The sequence below is a fragment of the Aestuarium sp. genome (assembly GCF_023253315.1).
In the GTDB taxonomy this organism is placed as follows: Bacteria; Pseudomonadota; Alphaproteobacteria; order Rhodobacterales; family Rhodobacteraceae; genus Marivivens; species Marivivens donghaensis.
This window is the reverse complement of record NZ_JALRGW010000002.1, coordinates 157,383-173,468: the sequence shown is the minus strand read 5'-3', so window position 1 is coordinate 173,468 and position 16,086 is coordinate 157,383. Positions and strand designations below refer to the sequence as shown.

The window sequence follows — 16,086 nt, the reverse complement described above, 5'->3', positions numbered from 1 at the left end:
GCTGTTTAGGTCAGTCGCCCAACCCCTCTACCAGAGGGACAAAGCGGACAGGGCGCAATTCGTCGTAGTCAAATCCGTCCTCAGTGCGGGTGACACGGATCAGGCTCTGAACCGCATCGGATTGCCCCACTGGCAATACCATAATACCGCCAACACGCAATTGCGCCAAGAGCGGACCGGGCGGGTCTTCGGCGGCTGCGGTCACGAGAATGCGATCAAACGGGGCCTGATCGGGCAAACCAAAGCTGCCATCCCCCACAAAAGGGATCACATTTGTCAGGTCGAGCCGTTCAAAAATCGCCTTCGCGTCCGTCACAAGGCGACGATAACGGTCGATGGTATAGACGCGGCGGGCGAGGTGGCTGAGGATCGCAGCTTGATAGCCAGAGCCGGTGCCGACCTCTAAAACCTTATCGCGGCTGGTAACGTTGAGCGCCTGCGTCATGATGCCAACAACCGACGGCTGGCTTATCGTTTGACCCGACGCGATCGGCAGGGGCATGTCCTCATAGGCGCGGTCAGCAAAGATGCCTTTGACGAACATTGCGCGGTCGACCCGTTCCATCGCCGTGAGCACACGTGCATCCGTCACGCCCTTTGATCGTAGGGCGTAGAGGAATTGCATCTTGGCTTCGGCGTCAAAGGTCACTCTAGCGCATCCCGCAGTTGGGCAAGGGTCGCGTGATCTGTGAGGTCGGCGCGCATCGGCGTCACGCTGATGTAGCCATCAAGGTTCAGGGTCACGTCCGTGTCGGGCAGGGTGCGAACGCGTTGATCGCCCCCTTTGACCCAAAGGAACTTGCGGCCCGAAGGCGATTGATGCGGCTCGACGGTAAAGGTGGTGCCACGGCGGAAGCCCTGCGCGCCAACCTTGATCCCTTGAACGTCGGCAGCGGCGACGGGAGGGAAGTTCACGTTGTAGAACAGGCGATAATCCTCATCACCCCAGAGACCGTTTTTCAGCAAACGCCGCACAACGTCGGCACCGTGCTGGGCTGCTGCTTCGAATGGTTGATCGAGATCGGCATTGGCTGGGCCAAAGAACTGTGACATCGCGATGGCAGGGACCCCCTGAAGCGAGGCCTCAATCGTGGCGCCGATGGTGCCCGAATACATGACGTTTTCGCCGGCGTTGTTGCCACGGTTCACACCAGAGAGCACGAGATCAGGTTTGTTGTCTGCCATAACGTCGTAGAGGCCCGCCAGAACACAGTCCGCAGGCGATCCTTCGGCGGCGAAACGGCGGTCACCGAGTTGCGCAATCATTGTCGGGTGGGTGTAGCTAATACAGTGACCCACGCCTGACTGTTCAAAGGCGGGCGCGACGGTCCAGACCTCACCATCGGGGCCAGCAACCTCTTGCGCGATTGCGTGGAGCACCTTTAGGCCCGGTGCGTTGATCCCATCGTCGTTGGTAATAAGAATGCGCATGCTCACCTCTTTTGCTGACCTTCCTAAGCAGTTGAAGGCAAAGCGGCAAGCATTGTCAGACCTGTTTTACGATAGGATTTCTGGCAGGAGACGTGCGGCCTCTTCGCGGATGTCGGTCAGTGGCGCACGGTCTTCACCCGGGAAGAAGCGCGCGCGCACGGCTGTCGGCATCGGGCGCGGGGTCAAAATCTTAACCATCGGGCCGATTTTTGCGGTTTCAGTCTGCCAGCTGCGCGCCATTGCGATCTGTGCGGCCTTGGACGCGCCGTAGGCACCAAAGAACGCTTCGCCAGCGCGTGGGTCATCAAAGAACACTGCGCGGCCAGTCGTGCCCAGTAGAGGGGCCACATAGCTGATCAAGCGCTGGGTTGCTTTGACGTTTGTCAGGAATGCCTTGTCGTAGTCTTTTTCCGGCATGTCGGGCGCAGGTGACAGAGGCGGGGAGAAGATCGCGGAATGGATCCAGAGGTCCAGTTTGCCCCAGCGATCATAGACCGAACGACAGAGCTGCTGCATCGCGGCCTCAACTGTGATGTCCATCGGCGCAAGCGACGCTTCACCACCTTTGGCCTGAATGCGATCATCCAGTTCCTCAAGTGCGCCAGTGGTCTTACCCACTGCGATAATGTGGTGCGTTTCGGCAAGCTGTTCGGCCAAGGCAGAGCCAAGTCCGCGCGAAGCGCCGGTGATCAGAGCGGTGGGGCGTGTATCTTGCGTCATAGGCTCCATTTCGCACCTTGTTGCGTTTGGTGCAAGTGGGCTGTGATGCGGCGATTTGGTTGGGTCAGTTCATCATCTGCAAGACAAGCTGCCCGTCCATTCCGGTGAGGATCACTGACTGTTCATCAATCGCAGTAATGCGGCCCGACAGCGTCGTGTCGCCCACCGACACAAGTCGGACATAGCCGATCCCGTTGCGCAGGATCGCTTGGGTGCCATCAGGTTTCACAATTGTGCCGATGAGTGCCATTTGATCGAGTGGCAGCACATCGACGACCGTTGCCGCCTGCGCGACAACGTTGTTGGTCATGCTCGTCATTTTCGGTCCATTGCCCGTGAGTGGTGGGACCGAGGTGGCATGTGGGAAACAGTAAAAAAACCCCACCTTGCACGGAAGGATAGGAGCCATAGGCGGGGAACTGCCAGTTCGCCGATTTCGATATATGCAAAAGAAATAAGGGCCGCCACATTGGGCGACCCTAATCTTGCACGACCGTGCAAAGTGATTTCCGAACGGCTAAGTCATCTTAAGACTTCAGTTCGAATCCCTTGGCGATCATATCGGTCGGTTTGATCGGATATTCGCCCGAGAAACACGCATCGCAGAACTGCGGACAGGCGTTGTTGCGGCCCTCTGCGTGACCCGCTGCGCGGTATAGACCGTCGAGCGAGATAAACCGCAGACTGTCGACACCTAGGTGCTCACGCATTTCGTCTTCGGTCATCGTCGCCGCGATCAGTTTTTCCCGCTGCGGGGTGTCCACACCGTAGAAGCACGGCCACGCGGTGGGCGGGGAGGCGATGCGGAAGTGCACCTCTGCCGCGCCAGCATCAAGGAGCATATCCTTGATCTTGCGGGTCGTGGTGCCGCGCACAACAGAGTCGTCCACGAGGATGATCCGTTTGCCAGCAATCAGCGCACGGTTCACGTTCAGTTTGAGGCGCACACCCATGTTACGGATCGCATCGGTGGGCTCAATAAAGGTGCGGCCCATGTATTGGTTGCGGATGATGCCCATGCCGTAGGGAATGCCGCTTTCGTGGCTGAAACCAATCGCGGCAGGGGTGCCCGAATCTGGCACTGGGCAAACGAGGTCGGCCTCAACAGGTGCTTCGCGAGCGAGTTCGACGCCGATCTGGCGGCGGGTCTCATAGACCGAACGACCAGAGAGGATCGAGTCAGGACGCGAGAAGTAGACCTGTTCAAAGATACAGAAGCGCGGTTCCTGACGGCGGAAGGGGAAGTGGCTCTGCACCCCGTCTTTGGCCGAAATGACGACCATCTCACCCGGTTCGATTTCACGGACGAATTCGGCGCCGATGATGTCGAGCGCACAGGTTTCAGATGACAGCGCCCAGCCATCACCGATTTTGCCCAAGACCAGCGGACGCACGCCCAGCGGGTCACGAACGCCCATCAGTTTGGTGCGGGTCATTGCGACAACGGAAAACGCGCCTTCAGCTTTGCGGAGCGCTTCTTCCATGCGGTCAGGGATGTTGCGGCCCATCGAACGCGCCATCAGGTGGATGATGCATTCTGAATCCGACGACGATTGGAAGATCGCACCGCGATCAATCAGGTCACGGCGAAGTGCTGCCGCGTTGGTCAGGTTGCCGTTGTGCGCAATCGCAGCACCGCCCATCGAGAATTCGCCAAAGAACGGCTGAACGTCGCGGATCGCGGTCTGACCTTTGTTGCCAGCGGTCGAGTAACGAACGTGGCCGATACCGATATTGCCAGGCAGCGTCTGGAGCAGTTCTGCGCTGGTAAAGTTATCGCGGACATAGCCCATGCGACGCGCAGAGTTAAAACCGTGCTCGGAGTCGTGCACCACAATCCCGCCAGCCTCTTGGCCGCGGTGTTGCAGGGCGTGGAGGCCAAGGGCGACAAAGTTGGCCGCATCGGCAACGCCGACAACGCCGAAAATCCCGCACTCCTCCTTTAGCTTGTCATCGTCAAAGGGGTGGGCGAGGGGCATCGTTCTGGACACGAGTGTTTGCTCCGAATCCGATATGGGAAGGGTTCGCCCCCTGATAAGCGTTCAGGGGGCCAGTGTCACGAAACTATCATACACTTTATGCGACGATAATTTATTCGCAGGTTCCGAGAAGGTCGTTGTAGTGGCTGGTCAGCCAACCCAAGGCCGCTTCGGGGTCTTGATCTTCGATCTGACCCGTCAGGTTGTTAAAGATTTTGGCCGAACGGCTGTCATCCACAATCGCCATGCCCTGCGAGGCAAGGATCGTGTTGTACAGAAAGAACGCGACAGCAATCAGGATGATCCCGCGGACCACGCCAAAGAGGAACCCGCCCGCCTGATCAAACGCGTCCAAAGCGGTGTTGCGCACCAGCGACGACAAGAGCGGCGTGAAGATCGAGAAAATCGCCAGAGCGATGGCAAAAACGGCGGCAAAACCGACGATAAGTTGCAGTTCACAGCTGCTATCGATCAGGCCACCGATCACCGGAAGGTTGCCGACAAAGACACCAGCGGGCGAGGCAAAGTTGAAGGCGACAATCGCAGCGGCAATCCAGCCGAGGATCGACAGCGCTTCGCGGACGATGCCACGGCTATAGGCCAAGAGGGCCGAAACTACGATGACGATGGCAACAACGCCGTCGATAATGGTGAAACCGTCCATTTTGTCCCCTATACCGTCCCGTCTCGCGGGCCGAAAATGTCGTTCACGAAGCCAGCGAGGTCCTGCATCTGTTTCAGGTCCATCTCTGGTGCCGCTGCTCTTTTGGATAGGTGCGGCAGAATTGCCGACGTGAAACCAAGTTTTTGCGCTTCTTTCAACCGATTTTCGGCCTGAACCACCTGTCTGATGCTACCAGAGAGGCTAATCTCGCCAAAGATGACACAGTCAGACGGCAGCGCGGCATCTTCTCGGGCTGAAATGAGGGCCGCAGCGACGGCGAGATCGGCGGCTGGTTCCGTGATCCGCATCCCGCCCGCGACGTTCAGATAGACATCGAGCCCCGCAAAAGCGATCCCGCACCGCGATTCCAAAACCGCGAGGATCATGCCCAAACGTCCCCCATCCCAGCCGACGACCGACCGACGGGGTTGCGGTGTGGGCGAGGGCGCAACGAGCGCTTGGATCTCGCAGAGCATGGGGCGCGACCCCTCGACACCTGCGAAAACCACCGACCCAGGGGTGGGTTTGCCACGCTCGGACAGGAACAAGGCGCTGGGGTTTTTCACCTCAACCAGCCCTTTGCCCGTCATTTCAAACACGCCAATCTCGGACGCGGGACCGAAGCGGTTTTTGACCGCCCGCAAGATACGGAACTGATGGCCGCGCTCGCCTTCGAAATAGAGGACCGTATCGACCATATGTTCGACAACACGCGGACCCGCGAGAGCACCTTCCTTGGTGACGTGCCCCACGAGGATCGTCGCGATCCCGCTCTTTTTCGAGAAGGTCACAATTTCATGCGCCGAGGCCCGCACCTGACTGACCGACCCCGGTGCGCTGTCGACGGTATCGGCCCACATGGTTTGGATCGAGTCGATGATCACCAGATCGGGCTGTTCGACCTCAAGCGTGGTGAGGATGTCGCGCAGGTTTGTCTCGGACGCGAGTTTGACGGGGCTTTTCTCTAGCCCAAGTCGCCGTGCGCGCATCTGGACCTGAGCGGCAGATTCCTCGCCCGAGATATAGACCACCTTTAGGCCATTACGGGCGAACCGAGCGGCGGCCTGAAGGAGCAGAGTGGATTTCCCGATCCCTGGATCACCGCCAACCAAAATCGCCGATGCCTTCACCAAACCACCGCCGAGCACGCGGTCCAGCTCTGCCACGCCCGCCTCGGTGCGGGGCGGTTCGGCCTCTTGGGCGGCAAGATCGGTGAGGGCAATGGTTTGACCACGACGGCCAGAGAGGCTCTTGCTCCCGTGGCTGGTGGCCAGTGGTTTTTGTTCGCTGATCGTGTTCCACGCACCGCATGCGTCACAACGGCCAGACCATTTTGTGGAACTTGCGCCGCAATCGGAACAGATGAAATTGGGTTCTTTTGCCATGCTCGCCTTGTCCCTTATTCGACCCGTCACAGCAACGGAAAAGTCAGTCTTTGTTCGGTGTGAGGGCGATCAAAACCGAGGCGATCACACAGCCCGAAAACAGATAGAGCCCCCAAGCGGTCTCCAATCGCCCGACGCCCACGCCTTTGACGATCACCACGTAAAGCGCCAGCAGAAAAACGTCGGCCATGGCCAGTTTTCCGAGCCACATCAGGACAGGTTTGACGCGGGTGTCGAGCAAACCGAAGTGCACCAGCGCCATTCCAATGGTTTTTAGATATGGGGCGAAAATGGCGAGGATGGTGACCAAGAGCGCCAGATAGACATCCGTTTCCCAGAGGCTTTGCAGGCCCGACACGACCGAGATTTCATGCGTTCCAAACAGCGGCAAAAGGCCCGCCCGCATCAAAGGCGCAAACCACGCCAGCGGGAATAGAACCAACAGGCACAGGTTGGCGAATTTGATGAGAAAACTGGAGCGAAAAACTGTCATATCCGATGAAGTGGCCAGAGCGCCCCAATTTGGCAAGCGTTATTCTGCCGCGGGCTTGGCCGTAATTGGGACGACATTGGTTTCAGGTTCTTCAACTTCTTCCTGCTCGAACCCATAACCGAGGGTCGGCAGCACGGCCTGAAGTTTATCGTCGAGACGGGCCAGCTGGTTGGCAATCACGCTCTCTTCGGTATCGAGTTGCTGTGCCCATTTTTCGATTTCCTGACAGGTGTGCAGGGCCTCGATGATCTGGCGTTGTTGCCGTTCAACTTCTTCCTGACGCTGGCGCAGGAAAGTGCGTGCATGGGCGACTTTTTCGTCGGAATAGATATCTGCCAGACCTCTGGACCTCTCGCTCATTTGTGCGGCGACCGTCAGAATATCGCTCTCCAGATCAGAAAGGTCAGGGTGGTCGCGCATGAATTGGATACGTTCGCGCACGGCATCAAATTCTGACGACAGGGTAAATACGCCCTCACGATCGGCAGAATGGCAGCGGTGATAGGCGCGGGCAACGTCGTCCATATTGATCCGAAAATTCCGATGAGACTTTTCCAGAGCCATGATGCGGCCATTTGCGGGGGCAAAGAACATCATCGAAAAGAAGAACATCGTGACTGCCAGCTGGATATACATGCCAGCGTTTTCGACCTGAATATCGCCGAACGCCACGGACGCGGTGAGCCAAGGCGCAAGGTCGAAAGCGCACATCACTGTGTAGCCGACCACGAAAGCGGACATCAGAACCAAAAACAGAAATGAAAACGCATGAAATGTGCGGACAAATAAGCCCGACGCAGCCGTAAAATTCATAACTCGGCTTCCCCAAAAACCTCGTTTCGCTATACCTTAAAGGATAGGTTAATTCACCCATGTGGGCGAAGGATTTTGTCGAGAAATGGGCAAAAACGATCTGAACTCTGGATAATCACGTTGTGGGTTTGTGATTGTTTCTGTTTCTCGCACAGTTTGCAGCATCGCCGCGAAACACTATTCAATTCAGCGAGAAGCTGTTTCCAAACAGACCGCGAAGCTAGCGTCCGATTCGATCAGCGCAGGGTTTCGATGGGACCTGTCGCGCGACCGTGGATGAACTGATCGACATAAGGATCGTTGCTGTGATCCAGATCGGCAATCGGACCTTCCCAGCGGATTTTACCCCGATGTAGCATCGCGACCCGATCCGAAATTGCCCGAACGCTGGTCATGTCGTGGGTGATTGTGATTGCAGTCGCGCCCATCTCGACCACGATTTCGCGGATCAAATCATTGATCACGCCCGACATAATCGGATCGAGGCCAGTGGTCGGTTCGTCGAAAAAGATGATCTCTGGCGAGGCAGCAATCGCCCGTGCCAGACTGACCCGTTTTTGCATCCCGCCCGATAGTTCCGCAGGCAAGCGATCCGCAACATCAGGGCCGAGCCCCACGCGGCGGAGCTTTTCAATGGCGATCTCGCGGGCCTCGGACTTGGGACGTTTCAACGCGCCGCGCATCAGACGAAAGGCGACGTTCTGCCAGACGGGGAGGCTGTCGAACAACGCGCCGCCCTGAAACAACATCCCAAACCGTGCGAGAAATGCATCACGCGGTTGGCGGGTGACGTCGACGCCGTCGACTTCGATTATGCCGCTGTCTGGTGTCACAAGGCCAAGAACGGATTTGATCAGGACGGACTTCCCCGTGCCCGATCCGCCGATGACGACCATCGATTGACCCTTGGGCACGTGCAGATCAACGCCACGCAGGACGTCGTTGCTGCCAAAGGATTTATGAACGTCAGTGAGCCGGATCATGCGGAAAAGAAGGCCTGTGTGAGAAGGAAGTTCGCAGCGAGGATCAAAATCGCCGCCGCAACAACAGAGGTTTTCGTGGCGCTGCCCACGCCTTGGGCGCCGCGACCAGAGTTCATACCGTAGTAGCAGCCCATCAGAGCGGCGATAAAGCCGAACACGCCGCCTTTGATTAGGGACGAGAAAACATCCATGAATTCAAGGAAGTCGGCGGTGTTCTTGATATATGTCGAGGCGTTGAACCCCAGCGTTTCGGTGGCGACCAGATAGCCGCCCAGAATGCCGATGGTATCGCCGATCCCCACCAGAACAGGCATGACGAGTGTCGCGGCCAGAACGCGCGGCAGGGTCAGATACTTCATTGGGTTCGTCGAGAGCGTAACAAGCGCGTCGATCTGTTCGGTCACCCGCATCGTTGCGATTTCAGCGGCAACGGACGATGTGACCCGCGCGGCGATCATCAGACCAACCAACACAGGACCCAATTCGCGGACCATCCCGATGGCAACGATCTGGGGCACGACGGCTTCGGCGCTGAAACGTGCACCACCCGCATAAATCTGGAGCGCGAGGGCGCCGCCTGTGAACAGGGCGGTCAGGCCCACAACGGGAAGCGAATAGAACCCGATCTGGATCAGGGCCGTGGCCAATTCACGCGGGTAAAACGGTGGCCGCACGAGGTGGCTGATCGTTTCCCCTGCGAACAAAGCCAACCGTCCCACAAAGGCCAAAGCCCCTAGAACAGCACGACCGAGGGCGGCAATCGGATTTTTCACGATAGATAGGTCCGTTTGTAACGGCCCCCCAGCGAGGTCAAGATTTCATACCCGATGGTGCCTGCAATATCGGCAAGGTCATCGACGGTCTGTTGCGGGCAAAGGAGGCTCAGCGCCTCTGGTGCCTCATCAAGGTCCGTGACATCGACGGTGATCAGGTCCATCGACACGCGCCCGACGATGGGACACGGGATCGAACCCGCCCATAGCTTTGTGTTTTTATTCGACAGAGACCGCAGGATGCCATCGGCATAACCACCTGACACGGTTGCGATTTTGCTGTCACGGGCGGCTTGCCAAGAATTGCCGTAACCGACGACTTCGCCTTCGGTCAGGTCGCGGATCTGGATAACAGGCAGGTCGAGTTTGACCACGGGGGACGCATCGGTGAACGGTAGGCCGCCATACATCCCGATCCCGGGGCGGGTGACGTCAAAATGATAGTCCTTGCCCAGCAGAATACCGCCTGTCGCCGAGAGCGAGCGCGGTACATTCACGCCGTCCGTCATCTTGCGGAAGGTTTCCAGCTGGTAGGCGTTCATCGGGTGATCTGGTTCATCGGCACAGGCCAGATGGCTCATGATCAGGGCAGGGGATTGCGCCATCACGATAGATGCTACGGCAGACCATTCCGACCACTCCATCCCCAGACGGTTCATGCCCGTGTCGAGTTGGACACCAAAGGCCTTACCTGGGAGAGATTCAAACTGGCGCGTCAGTTGATCGAGCGAGTTGATCATCGGGATCAGATCAAGCTGAAGGATCGCGTCGGTGTCGCCCGCCATATGCCCGCCGAACACGTGTATCAGCGCATCGGGGCCAACGGCCTGACGGACCTTTGCGCCTTCTTCGACAGAGGCGACAAAGAACCGATTTGCACCTGCGGCCTTGAGCGCGGCGGCAACGCGGTCTGACGAAAGCCCGTAGCCGTCTGCTTTGACAACCGCGCCCGCTTCGGCGTCAGACATCGCAGCCAAGGCGCGCCAGTTCGAAACCAGCGCATTCAGATCAATATGTAGAAAACCAGTAGCCATGGGCGTCTTGTGCTGCGCCGTTGCCCGCAGGGCAAGGGAAAAATCAGTAACCGTCCTCTGCGCCTTGCTGCCAAGGTTTGACGAGGTTGCCAAAGCGGGTGAAGCGACCTTCGAACGACAGGTCAACGGTGCCAATCGGACCGTGACGTTGTTTGCCGATGATGACCTCGGCTTTGCCGTGCAGACGGTTCATCCGATCCTGCCATTCGGCAAAGTTCGGGCTATCCTCGGACGGTTTTTCACGTTCGACGTAATATTCTTCGCGGAATACGAACATAACAACGTCGGCGTCCTGCTCGATCGACCCCGATTCACGAAGGTCGGACAGCTGTGGGCGTTTATCGTCGCGGCTCTCAACGGTACGGCTGAGCTGGGACAGGGCGACCACAGGGATTTGCAGTTCTTTCGCAATCGCCTTGAGGCCCATCGAAATCTCGCCAATTTCTTGAACGCGGTTGTCGCCACGACCCGTGCCGCGCAAAAGCTGAAGGTAGTCGACGATCAGAACGTCGAGGCCATGCTGGCGTTTCAGGCGACGCGCCCGCGCAGCGACCTGTGAAATCGGCAGTGCAGGGGTGTCGTCGATGAACAGTGGGCAGCTTTCCAGCGCCTTTGCAGCCTCAACAAATCGACGGAATTCCTGTTCGGTCATGTCACCGCGACGGATTTGTTCCGACGGAACCTCGGACGCCTCGGACAAAATACGCGCAGCGAGCTGTTCCGCGCTCATCTCGAGACTGAAGAAACCTACAACGCCGCCTTCAATGGCCCCCTCGGACCCATCAGGTTTGCGACCTTTTTTGTAGGCCTTTGCGATGTTGAACGCGACGTTGGTCGCGAGCGAGGTTTTACCCATCGACGGACGACCCGCGAGGATCAGAAGGTCGGATGGGTGCAGACCGCCGAGTTTTTTGTCCAGATCGATCAGACCCGTCGAAATACCTGACAGGCCACCGTCACGCTGGTAAGCCGCGTTCGCGGTGTTCAGGGCTTCGGTGACAGCCTTCACGAAGGAAGTAAAGCCGCCCTCAGAGTTGCCCTTTTCCGCCAGGGAATAGAGCGCCTGTTCCGCCATCACGATTTGTTCGTTGGCCTCTGTGCCGACTTCAACCTTTGTGGCGCGGTCCGCGATGTCTTTGCCGACCTTGATCAATTCGCGGCGCACGGCGAGGTCATGGATCAACTGCGCATAGTCCCGTGCTGCAAAGGCCGAGATTGCAGAACCTGCAAGTTTGACGAGGTAGGCAGGGCCGCCCAGTTCCTGCAGACCAGCATCATCCTTGAGGTAGGTTTTCAGCGTAACAGGCGAGGCGAGAGCGTTCATCGAAATCCGTGCTTTTGCGGTTTCGAAGATGCGGCGGTGCACTGGATCGTAGAAGTGATCTTCGGTGATCACGGCTGCGATTTTGTCAAAGATTTCGTTGTTCGTCAGGATCGCGCCGAGAAGCTGTTGTTCAGCCTCGATCGAATGCGGGATTGGGTCTTCTGCTGCCGCTTCGACCCCTGTTGCGTTGAATGCTGTAAGTTCGTTCATTGTTATTGCACCCAAACTGCCCTGAAACCTGATCCAAGAGTGATAGCCAATTCGGCCGTGAAGGGCAAAATGTATAACCCTGTGGATGGCCTGTGGGTATCCTTGGTGGATACTCTATCTGGTTGGGGCGAAAATAGCGACACCCATATCTGGATAGAAAAGGGCGGCAGGAAACTGCCGCCCTCTAAATAATTAGGCGCGTGCCGCAGCCCAGCCCGCTGGATCGCGCAGATACGACTCGACCTCGGAGAGGGTGTTTGCGTCAAACGCGCCGCGCTCTTTCGCCACTTCGAGGACGTCCCACCATGTGCAGAGGTGGATCAGTTGAACCCCATGATCGCCGAGCGTTTTCTCAACACCTTCAAAAATGCCGTAGTAGAAAATGACGGCAGTCGCGGAACAGGTTGCACCTGTGTCACGGATCGCATCAACGAACGACAGTTTGGAGCCGCCGTCGGTGGTCAGGTCCTCAACTAAGAGAACGCGCTGGCCTTCGGTCATCGCACCTTCGATGCGGGCATTGCGGCCATAGCCTTTGGGCTTTTTGCGGACATAGGTCATCGGCAGTGCGAGACGTTCAGCCACCAGTGCCGCGAAAGGGATACCTGCGGTTTCGCCGCCAGCAATGTTGTCGAACGCCTCAAAACCCGCTTCGCGCATGATCGAAACCGAGAGGAAATCCATCAGGGTCGAGCGGATGCGCGGGAAAGAGATCAGCTTGCGGCAGTCGATATAGGTCGGGGCCTTCTTGCCAGAAGCGTGGGTGAACGGCTCTTCCGCGTTAAAGTGGATAGCGCCGATTTCCAGCAGCATTCCAGCGGTGAGTTTCGCCATTTCGGCTTTGGTCGGATAGGAAGAGGGGATCATCGCACGTCCTTATTGGTTTTGTAGGTTTTACCGGAGGTCCGGTTCTTAGGCCTCAACACGCCAGTGCAGCGGGAAGCCGGCATCAAATACGGTGACTGGACCGGCGCTTGTCTCGATGCGGTCCGGATAGGCGACCGGTTCCCCTTTGACGAGGGTAATGGTCTCTTCATTCACTGGTAGACCATAGAATTTCGGTCCGTTTTTGGACGCGAAGGCCTCTAGGTTTTTCAGCTTGCCCGCGGCCTCAAACACTTCTGCCAGACAAGACATGGTGTTCGGTGCGGTAAAGCAACCAGCGCAGCCACAGGCCTGCAGTTTTGCGGGGTCCGTGTGCGGTGCCGAATCCGTCCCGAGGAAGAACCGTTCATCGCCAGAGGTCGCAGCCTCAACCAGTGCAATGCGGTGTTGTTCACGCTTTGCTACGGGAAGGCAGTAGTAATGCGGTTTGATCCCGCCCGCGAGGATGTGGTTGCGGTTGATGATCAGGTGGTGCGTGGTGATCGTCGCGCCGAGGTTCTTATGGTGGTCCCGCACATAGTCCACCGCGTCTTGGGTGGTGACGTGTTCCATCACGACGCGCAGATCGGGCACTTTCTTGCGGATCGGGTGCAGAACGCGATCAATGAACACAGCCTCTCGGTCGAAAATGTCGATGTCGCTGTCGGTGACTTCGCCATGAACGCAGAGCGGCATACCGATCTCTGCCATCTTTTCGAGCACGGGACGGACCTTATCAAAGTCGCGCACACCCGAGGCGGAGTTGGTAGTCGCGCCCGCAGGGTAGAGTTTGACAGAGGTTGCGATGCCAGCGGCATGTGCTGCTGCAACATCCTCTGGATCGGTTTCTTCGGTGAGGTAAAGAACCATCAGAGGCTGGAACGACATGCCTTCGGGCAATGCTGCCATGATCCGTTCGCGGTAGGCTGCGGCCTGCGCACCAGTCACAACAGGAGGCACGAGGTTCGGCATCACAATCGCGCGGCCGAAATGCGCAGCGGTATGCGGGAGAACGCCCTCAAGCATCGCACCGTCACGAAGGTGAAGGTGCCAGTCGTCGGGGCGGCGGATGGTCAGGCGGGTGAGGGCTGTATCGGTCATGGGCTGTCTTTACACCTTTGTCCCGCACCGCGCCATAGGGGGATAAAGGCTTTTCGGGCCGAAAAATGCCTCTGCGACCAAGGCATGACTTGACGCCTCCTGTCAGCGGTGCAGCATACCCCAAACGGAGGAAACTATGCAGATCGACAGTATCGACGACGTCCAGACGATTCTGGCCGGTCAGGACTACGTATGCGGCCGCGCCCTAGCGACGGTGGTGTTCTTATCCCTGAAACTCGGCCGTCCGCTCTTTCTCGAAGGTGAGGCAGGCACAGGTAAAACCGAAATCGCTAAAGCGATTGCTGCGTCTCTTGGCCGGAAATTGATCCGTCTTCAATGCTACGAAGGTCTGGATGCGGCCTCTGCGGTGTATGAATGGAACTTTGCCGAACAGATGATCGCGATCCGCACGGCTGAGGCGACAGGCGGGGCTGATCGGTCGGAACTGAAATCCGAACTCTTTACCGAGGACTACCTGATCGAACGTCCGCTCTTGCAAGCGATGCGTCCCCACGAGGGCGGTGCGCCTGTTCTATTGATCGACGAAATCGACCGCACAGATGAACCGTTCGAGGCGTTCCTATTAGAGGCGCTTTCTGATTTTCAGGTGACGGTGCCCGAACTCGGCACGATCAAAGCCCCCGAACCGCCCATTGTGATCCTGACCTCGAACCGCACGCGTGAAGTGCACGACGCATTGAAGCGGCGCTGCCTCTATCACTGGGTCGATTATCCGTCCTTTGATCGAGAGTTGGAAATCCTCAATGCCCGTGCGCCAGAGGCCCAAGATACCCTAAGCCGCGAGGTCGTTGCCTTTGTCCAAAAGCTCCGCACCGAAGATCTGTTCAAAAAACCCGGCGTGGCAGAGACCATTGATTGGGCGAAATGTCTGCTCGCTTTGGATGTGATCGACCTTTCGCCAGAGGTGATTGCCGATACGCTGGGGGCCATCCTGAAATATCAGGACGACATTGCCCGCATAGAAGGGTCAGAGGCGCAGCGTATCCTCAAAGACGCACGCGCCGAACTCGCTCCGGCGTGATGGTCTTTCATGGCTGAATATATCCCGCTCTCTATCCCCGAAGATGGGAAGCTCGCGCATAATATCACGCACTTTGCCCGTGCGCTGCGCAAGGCTGGGCTGCCTGTCGGCCCTGGGCGGGTGATTGACGCCATTCGGGCGGTTGAGGCCGCGGGCTTTACGGAAAAGAACGACTTCTACTGGACGTTAGAGGCATGCTTCTGTTCACGCCCTGAACATCGCGTGGTCTTTGGTCAGGTGTTCCGCCTCTATTGGCGTGATCCGCGTTACCTCGAACATATGATGTCGATGATGCTGCCCTCTGTGCGTGGCGTTCAAGAAGAGCGCAAAGCCAAAGCAGGGGAAAAGCGCGCGGCGGAGGCATTGCTGGATGATCAGAATATCCCAATGCCGAAGGAAGAGGACGAAGAGCCGAACGAAGAAGCCTTGATCGACGTTGATGCCTCGAAAACGATCTCGACCGAAGAAAAGCTGCGGAGCCTCGACTTTGAGCAGATGAGCACAGAGGAAATGGCAGAGGCGAAGCGCATCCTTGCCCGCATGACATTACCTGTGCGTCCGATTAAATCACGCAGGACCGTCGCGGGCTATGGCGATATCGCCGATTGGCGGGCCACGATGCGGCGGGCCATGCGTCAAGGCGGGGAAATCACGTCATTTGAGACGCGCAAGAAGCGCGAGCGTTATCCGAACCTCGTGGTGATCTGCGATATTTCCGGGTCCATGTCGCAGTATTCGCGGGCCGTTCTGCATTTCCTTCACGCAGTGTCGAACGCCAAAGGCCAAGGCTGGGCCAAGGTGCACGCGTTCACCTTTGGCACGCGCCTCACCAACATCACGCGCCATCTGAAACATCGCGATGTAGACGCGGCATTGGCGGCGGCGGGGTCCGAAGCGCAGGACTGGGAAGGTGGTACGCGGATCGGTGAGTGTATCGACCGTTTCAACCGCGACTGGTCGCGGCGCGTTCTAGGGCAGGGCGCTGTTGTCCTGTTGATCACCGATGGGCTGGACCGCGACCCTGAAGGCGGCTTGGGCAAGGCGATGGAGCGACTGCATTTGTCGTCGCGGCAGCTCATTTGGCTCAATCCCTTGCTCCGCTGGGAGGGGTTCGCCCCCAAAGCCCGTGGAATTATGGAAATGTTGCCCCATGTTACCAGTTTCCGCGCTGGGCATAACATAGCCTCGCTTCAGGGGCTGGCGGATGCCATCGCGCGCGGCGATGATACTGGGGAAAAAGATCGCCTCATGGCGATGATGGGGAGGTAGC

At 57.9% G+C, this 16,086-nt stretch carries 17 protein-coding genes; 2 read left to right on the top strand and 15 right to left on the bottom strand.

The window, feature by feature from the left end; genetic code table 11:
- Positions 1-10: 10 nt before the first annotated feature.
- The 15 genes from AC1QQ2_RS02485 to pyrC form a co-directional block, all read right to left on the bottom strand.
- Positions 11-649 (bottom strand): protein-L-isoaspartate(D-aspartate) O-methyltransferase, encoded by a 639-nt coding sequence (locus AC1QQ2_RS02485; RefSeq protein ID WP_249943728.1) that lies wholly within the window; start codon positions 647-649, stop codon positions 11-13.
- The gene (gene surE, locus AC1QQ2_RS02480) at positions 646-1,431 is read right to left on the bottom strand and encodes a 5'/3'-nucleotidase SurE (RefSeq protein WP_479711946.1); all 786 of its coding nucleotides are present in this window, start codon (positions 1,429-1,431) and stop codon (positions 646-648) included. The genes AC1QQ2_RS02485 and surE overlap by 4 nt, the downstream gene beginning before the upstream one ends.
- A 66-nt stretch (positions 1,432-1,497) precedes the next feature.
- Positions 1,498-2,151: an SDR family NAD(P)-dependent oxidoreductase gene (locus AC1QQ2_RS02475; protein ID WP_249943729.1), complete on the bottom strand. Its 654-nt coding sequence runs from the start codon at positions 2,149-2,151 to the stop codon at positions 1,498-1,500.
- Between the two features lie 64 nt (positions 2,152-2,215).
- Positions 2,216-2,461, bottom strand: coding sequence for a hypothetical protein (locus AC1QQ2_RS02470; protein WP_479711945.1), 246 nt, complete (start codon positions 2,459-2,461; stop codon positions 2,216-2,218).
- 217 nt (positions 2,462-2,678) lie between these two features.
- A complete protein-coding gene (gene purF / locus AC1QQ2_RS02465; protein ID WP_479712004.1) occupies positions 2,679-4,130 on the bottom strand; it encodes an amidophosphoribosyltransferase in 1,452 nt (483 codons plus the stop codon).
- Between the two features lie 112 nt (positions 4,131-4,242).
- On the bottom strand, positions 4,243-4,794 hold the full coding sequence (locus AC1QQ2_RS02460; protein ID WP_438986718.1) for a CvpA family protein: 552 nt from the start codon (positions 4,792-4,794) through the stop codon (positions 4,243-4,245).
- Between the two features lie 8 nt (positions 4,795-4,802).
- Complete coding sequence (radA, locus tag AC1QQ2_RS02455) at positions 4,803-6,179, bottom strand: DNA repair protein RadA (protein WP_479711944.1); 1,377 nt, start codon at positions 6,177-6,179, stop codon at positions 4,803-4,805.
- A 43-nt stretch (positions 6,180-6,222) separates the two neighbouring features.
- Positions 6,223-6,672, bottom strand: coding sequence for a paraquat-inducible protein A (locus AC1QQ2_RS02450; RefSeq protein ID WP_479711943.1), 450 nt, complete (start codon positions 6,670-6,672; stop codon positions 6,223-6,225).
- 39 nt (positions 6,673-6,711) lie between these two features.
- Entirely contained in the window at positions 6,712-7,413 is a 702-nt protein-coding gene (locus tag AC1QQ2_RS02445) for a DNA repair protein (RefSeq protein ID WP_479711942.1), read from the bottom strand.
- 308 nt (positions 7,414-7,721) lie between these two features.
- Positions 7,722-8,468, bottom strand: coding sequence for an ABC transporter ATP-binding protein (locus AC1QQ2_RS02440; RefSeq protein WP_479711941.1), 747 nt, complete (start codon positions 8,466-8,468; stop codon positions 7,722-7,724).
- Positions 8,465-9,241 carry an MlaE family ABC transporter permease gene (locus tag AC1QQ2_RS02435; protein WP_479711940.1) on the bottom strand — a complete coding sequence of 259 codons (777 nt, stop codon included), beginning with the start codon at positions 9,239-9,241 and terminating at the stop codon, positions 8,465-8,467. Before AC1QQ2_RS02435 ends, AC1QQ2_RS02440 begins: the two co-directional genes overlap by 4 nt.
- Entirely contained in the window at positions 9,238-10,275 is a 1,038-nt protein-coding gene (alr, locus tag AC1QQ2_RS02430; RefSeq protein ID WP_479711939.1) for an alanine racemase, read from the bottom strand. Before alr ends, AC1QQ2_RS02435 begins: the two co-directional genes overlap by 4 nt.
- Positions 10,276-10,318: 43 nt before the next feature.
- Entirely contained in the window at positions 10,319-11,809 is a 1,491-nt protein-coding gene (locus tag AC1QQ2_RS02425; RefSeq protein ID WP_105235355.1) for a replicative DNA helicase, read from the bottom strand.
- 192 nt (positions 11,810-12,001) lie between these two features.
- A complete protein-coding gene (locus tag AC1QQ2_RS02420) occupies positions 12,002-12,676 on the bottom strand; it encodes an orotate phosphoribosyltransferase (RefSeq protein WP_067549102.1) in 675 nt (224 codons plus the stop codon).
- 45 nt (positions 12,677-12,721) lie between these two features.
- Positions 12,722-13,774 (bottom strand): dihydroorotase, encoded by a 1,053-nt coding sequence (gene pyrC / locus AC1QQ2_RS02415; RefSeq protein ID WP_479711938.1) that lies wholly within the window; start codon positions 13,772-13,774, stop codon positions 12,722-12,724.
- 136 nt (positions 13,775-13,910) lie between these two features.
- Between pyrC and AC1QQ2_RS02410 the strand changes: the two genes are divergently transcribed.
- The gene (locus tag AC1QQ2_RS02410; protein WP_479711937.1) at positions 13,911-14,816 is read left to right on the top strand and encodes an AAA family ATPase; all 906 of its coding nucleotides are present in this window, start codon (positions 13,911-13,913) and stop codon (positions 14,814-14,816) included.
- A 9-nt stretch (positions 14,817-14,825) separates the two neighbouring features.
- Positions 14,826-16,085, top strand: a complete 1,260-nt coding sequence (locus tag AC1QQ2_RS02405) for a vWA domain-containing protein (RefSeq protein WP_105235352.1) — start codon at positions 14,826-14,828, stop codon at positions 16,083-16,085.
- Position 16,086 lies beyond the last annotated feature (1 nt).